This window comes from Halomonas sp. AOP7-B1-5, assembly GCF_052353045.1.
GTDB lineage: Bacteria > Pseudomonadota > Gammaproteobacteria > Pseudomonadales > Halomonadaceae > Vreelandella > Vreelandella colorata.
In genome coordinates, this window is sequence record NZ_JBQTDC010000080.1 from 1 (window position 1) to 4,582 (window position 4,582).

Sequence of the window (4,582 nt, forward strand, 5' to 3'; positions counted from 1 at the left end):
CAGATTTTCCTCGTTACGTTGATTTCCCTAGTAGCTTAACCAACTTTTGCGCTTGACCAAGCCGGTGCGAAATTAAACCGTCCCCCGAGAAATTTCCAGCACCATCGACCAGGAAGACGGGAGCAGTTGCAAAGCATCCATCACGATCTGCCAATCGGATGTGGCGATAGACATACCCAGCTGATCTTCTAGCACCGATGGGCGTAGCACCTGGCGGCCCCAAAGCTGTATCCGACCACTATCGGCATCGACAACCGAATCCGAAAGCAGCGTAAGCGGAAACTGCGAAGACAGCTGATCCAGTTTGCGCTGAAGACGGGCAGCTCGCACCGCGTCTTCCCATTCGTCGTCGTCCAGGCCAAATAGCGCAACACTTTCGATGGACGGAGAATCGGACACAGCAGGGATATGTTTCGGGGCGTCCAAAAGAAGCGAGGTCGCGTACTGCAATGCAGGAGAGTCAACGCCGTACCGATCCAGAAACGCAAGCAAGTGCCTCTGTCGAGCCTGTGTCTCCATCTCGAAACCCTTACTTTAGACGATGGTAATGACGGACAAGGCCATCGCAAAATCGGCACTGCGGATACAACGCAATAGCCGAGCTATCGGCTTCACCTACAAGATCGGGAAACTCGATGCGCTCACCCATGTATTTTCGTCCTCGCTCGTCGCTCAGGCGCTTGATGAGCACGGTTGGAATGTCGAAATCCGTCGTGTCGGCAACAGGATCAGTCAGCCAGAAAGGCAGTGTCAGATCGACGATAATCCGCGTTGTTTGCAGCGGCACCTCCAGCCAGTAATGCGGCACGATGATCACGTTTTCGCCCGTTTCGTTGGTATGTAGCTCGCCAAAGAACAGCTCCTTGGGCATACCGGCGTCAGCAAAGAATGCTGCTGCTTCGTGCGCAACGTCGCCACAGTCAGCATCCTCAGTGATGTCGGGCGTCAGGTTAAAAAATGCCATAGCGATATCGTCAGCCAATATCTGCTGTTCTTCTTCAAGCCGTGACAATGCGTTTTCAGACTTATCAGCGGTTACTAATGTGAGCACAGTGCTCTCCTTGTCTCGATGTCGGGTGTCCTTTGGATTCTACGCATCCCGAAAAACCGACCAAGGCGCTGAGGGGCGGATTTCTGGTGAATTAGCTTCAGCCCACCCTCAAGGCTTAAATAAACCATAACATACGCTATAAACCTTTTAGTTTGTTATGTGGCATAATAGCTTATAAATGCTTTTTTGCAGCTTTTATGCACTGAAGTATATAAGTGCTTAAAAGTAGAATATGGATTAAAATCAATCAAAAGTTATATAAAGCTATTCTGCTCTTTATAGATTTATGAAAGCCGCTTTTTTGAAACAGGCTTTTGCAATTTTTATTTTAAAAGGAAAGCATTGTGACGGTGTTCTGTGTATGCCTGCACACGAAATTAAGACCACTTGAATGTGAAAGAGGATAAGCCTAACGAATATTATCAAATTATTCGGCGGCATGGTTTAAAAAGAGAAATTTCACCAGCAGAGGTGTTTGAGTCATGAATAAATAACTTATTAGACTATCTACTTTCTATGCGACTCAATTACCTTTTTGACCTCCTTCAACGCTGTTCGCGCTTTTGATAACTCATAAAAAATTTTTCGATTTTTGGCATGGTCTTTTTCGTGCGCCGCAACTAATTCTCGCTCCCAACTTTCAGCCCCATTAAAGTCTCGGGCGTTATAATGATGCTTACCAGACCGTTTAATATGTTTAGCGTAGTAAGTTTTACCTTTGCGCATCGAGTCAGAGTTTCGAACAAACGCATCACGGAAATAGGCGACTTCCAAGGTTCCTCGATTAACGCGAACACGGATACCGAGCTTACCTGGATCACCTGCTGCAAAACGCTCCATTTTTTCTTCCCAAAATAAGTCAGCCATCGTGCGTGAGTCCAAGGCTGCCAGATAAATCGACCGCTCAATTTCTTCAAGCATTCCATCGGCTGCATCCGACAGCGCGGCAGATACTTCAGCCAAATCAATACCCGAACGCTCGGCTTCTGCCTCGTCGTTCACAGCAAGCAACGTATGCAAATGGTCAAGCGAATAATTACTTGAACTGCTGCTACCACCATATTCTGACATCCAGATAGCCCTCCAAAGCCTCAATATCTAACAGACGCTCCCCATGAAATTACCCTGGGGGAAACCCTCGCTCCCCACAGGATATTACTTACTGGTGGAAGGTGAAACAGAAAATAGGAAAAATAGCCAATTTTTTTTAATTCTCCCCCCAACTGGGGGGAGGTGAGCAAAATTTGCCACTTCCCCCCATTACTGGTGGGAGATTACTAAATTTCTTCACTTCCCCCCAATATTGGTGGGAAGTGAAAAAGTAATGAGAGGGTTGAAGCATTTCTCAATGGATGCAATACTGATTTTTACAAACCTAAAAGTTTAAAATAAACTCTCTAAAGCGAAGTGACTTGCGCTTCGATTTAGCGGTTCAACAGTGAAACGTGGAGGTCTGAATGGGTACGAACGTAGGGCTGGATATCGGCTATAGCAACACCAAGCTGGTTTACTCAGGCGGCGATGAAGGGCATCAGGAGTCCATCTTTCCTGTAGGGGTGTCGCGCCTCGATCAATTCAATCGGCAGATTAAAGGCATTACCGGCGGTGATGTTGATACCACCATTGTTATGGTAGATGGCGTTGAATATGCCGCTGGTATTGCACCAGGTAAAGTGTTGGGTAGCTCACGCGATATAACGGAAAACTACATTAAAACGACGCAGTATAAGGCACTTTTCCATGCTGCGTTATTATATACAAATGATCGCCAGATAGATCGCTTAGTGACGGGGTTGCCGGTCACGCATTGGCAGAACGAAGAATTAAAAAACGATATTAAAAAGATGATGGCAGGGGAGCATCAAGTTGCTAAAAAGAGAACCGTAACCGTGGATGAAGTTGAGGTCATTCCACAACCAGGCGGTGCATTTTTAGATGCTATTCACTACGCTGAAAGTAACGACGATCAAGATACCGTAGAGGCGTTAACAGAAGGCAGTGTTATCATCATTGACCCTGGCTTTTATAGCACTGACTTTGTAGTGTTTGAAGAAGGGGAGTTAAATGCTGAGTTGTCCGGTACAACCCTTTTAGCAACGTCTCGGATTATTGATAGAGTGGCTGAATTGGTCAGTGCAGACTACGGAGCGGCACCAGGTAAGAGCCTCAAGCCTGAAAAAATTGAAAGTTTAATACGCGCAAATTTGCACATAGTACGCTATGCAGGACAGAAAATAGACATCCAACCTTACATCCAACAAAGCGCATTGGAAATCTCTCAGGCTGCTATAAGCGAAATTGCGGGTAGTATGCGAAATACGGTACTTGATACTGTTGTGGTTGCAGGGGGCGGTGGGGCATTTTTCGAACCTGAAGCGCGGCGAATTTTCTCACATTGCGAGATTATCCAGCCTTCTGATCCAGTGCTGTCCATCGCTCGGGGCTATCACGGCTGGGCCGCACGATAGCGTTTATTGGCATTACAGCTGGTGGTAGCACTGATTACCGCCAGCTTTATAATCATTGGAGAATCCGCGATGCACGACTTTCAGCAATCACAGCCGCTTGTCATCAACATCATGCTGTACCGCCGCCGCGATGGTGATCTGTACAGAGAACTTATGTCTGTCCCTAATAAATACCGTGCGGAGCGTCTGCGCAATCTCGCTAACCTATGCTGTTTGATGCGGGAAATGGGGGGCATTGCCGTTGACAGTGAGCGATTGCATTCACTCGCCGAAAGGCACTATAGCAGTATCGTCAGTGAGGACGTGGAGGATAGCGACGGAGACGAGACAGAATCTTCCATGCCGCTAAAATTGACCGTCAATTTCTACAATTATCCCGAGCTGTACCGCGACCTGGCAGCCATTCCAAACGGTAATGTTTCCAGTCGGGTAAAAGCCCTTGCGTCGGCGGGGGCATTACTCAATGATATTTCACGCTGGGCTCGCCATGCTGATAATCAAGGGCTGTCGACCCGCCCATCACAAAACCCGCAGGCACATGCTATCGTCAAAGAGCCCGTTGATCCTGGTGTGGCAAGCATAAAAGAGGAAGGCGGGGTTGAGGTGGGAGCCCAAGAAGGAAGAGCAGATACAAGTGTGGAGGCGGATGCCTCAACAGAGCCGTCAGTAGCAGATAATAAGCGGGATAACACGCCTAAAAAATCCAGTGCCATCGGCAAAATCAGAATGTAGTCACCAGACAGCCGTGTTTTGTAGCGGCTGTACTACATGCCACAAAACCAGACATCCCCATGCCACAAAACCTGGTGAAACCGATCATGTCCACTTGCTGGTGAACTACCCGCCCAAGGTGGCGATTTCAAGGCTAGTAAATAGCCTGAAAGGCGTTTCGAGTAGACGAATGAAACTACTGCACCCTGAATTGGTACAACCGGCCTACAGGAAAAATGCGTTATGGAGTCCCAGCTATTTTGCGGGAAGTGTCGGCGGAGCACCGCTGAGCGTCGTCAAGCAATACATTGAGCAGCAGACAAGGCCAGAATAGGGGACGCTTCGCGTCCCA

At 47.9% G+C, this 4,582-nt stretch carries 6 protein-coding genes; 3 read left to right on the forward strand and 3 right to left on the reverse strand.

All coding sequences use genetic code 11. The features are described from left to right. Positions 1 to 72: 72 nt before the first annotated feature. The 3 genes from ACT3XD_RS19210 to mobI all read right to left on the reverse strand — a co-directional run bounded on the left by ACT3XD_RS19210 (position 73) and on the right by mobI (position 2,122). Entirely contained in the window at positions 73 to 519 is a 447-nt protein-coding gene (locus ACT3XD_RS19210; protein ID WP_192539866.1) for a hypothetical protein, read from the reverse strand. Between the two features lie 10 nt (positions 520 to 529). Further along, positions 530 to 1,051, reverse strand: a complete 522-nt coding sequence (locus ACT3XD_RS19215) for a hypothetical protein (RefSeq protein WP_192539865.1) — start codon at positions 1,049 to 1,051, stop codon at positions 530 to 532. Positions 1,052 to 1,558: 507 nt separating this feature from the next. Beyond that, positions 1,559 to 2,122 carry a conjugative transfer protein MobI(A/C) gene (gene mobI, locus ACT3XD_RS19220; RefSeq protein ID WP_192539864.1) on the reverse strand — a complete coding sequence of 188 codons (564 nt, stop codon included), beginning with the start codon at positions 2,120 to 2,122 and terminating at the stop codon, positions 1,559 to 1,561. A 386-nt stretch (positions 2,123 to 2,508) separates the two neighbouring features. Here mobI and ACT3XD_RS19225 point away from each other — a divergent pair, with 386 nt between their 5' ends. The 3 genes from ACT3XD_RS19225 (at position 2,509) to tnpA (ending at position 4,564) form a co-directional block, all read left to right on the forward strand. Then, the gene (locus ACT3XD_RS19225) at positions 2,509 to 3,519 is read left to right on the forward strand and encodes a ParM/StbA family protein (protein ID WP_192539863.1); all 1,011 of its coding nucleotides are present in this window, start codon (positions 2,509 to 2,511) and stop codon (positions 3,517 to 3,519) included. 69 nt (positions 3,520 to 3,588) lie between these two features. Further along, the gene (locus ACT3XD_RS19230) at positions 3,589 to 4,251 is read left to right on the forward strand and encodes a hypothetical protein (protein WP_192539862.1); all 663 of its coding nucleotides are present in this window, start codon (positions 3,589 to 3,591) and stop codon (positions 4,249 to 4,251) included. Between the two features lie 13 nt (positions 4,252 to 4,264). After that, positions 4,265 to 4,564: an IS200/IS605 family transposase gene (tnpA, locus tag ACT3XD_RS19235; RefSeq protein ID WP_318782791.1), complete on the forward strand. Its 300-nt coding sequence runs from the start codon at positions 4,265 to 4,267 to the stop codon at positions 4,562 to 4,564. The last annotated feature ends 18 nt before the right edge of the window (positions 4,565 to 4,582 follow it).

Coding starts and splice junctions, on each gene's coding strand:
- mobI (WP_192539864.1), bottom strand. CDS start 2,122: ATGTCAGAATATGGTGGTAGCAGCAGTTCAAGTAATTATTCGCTTGAC.
- ACT3XD_RS19210 (WP_192539866.1), bottom strand. CDS start 519: ATGGAGACACAGGCTCGACAGAGGCACTTGCTTGCGTTTCTGGATCGG.
- ACT3XD_RS19225 (WP_192539863.1), top strand. CDS start 2,509: ATGGGTACGAACGTAGGGCTGGATATCGGCTATAGCAACACCAAGCTG.
- ACT3XD_RS19230 (WP_192539862.1), top strand. CDS start 3,589: ATGCACGACTTTCAGCAATCACAGCCGCTTGTCATCAACATCATGCTG.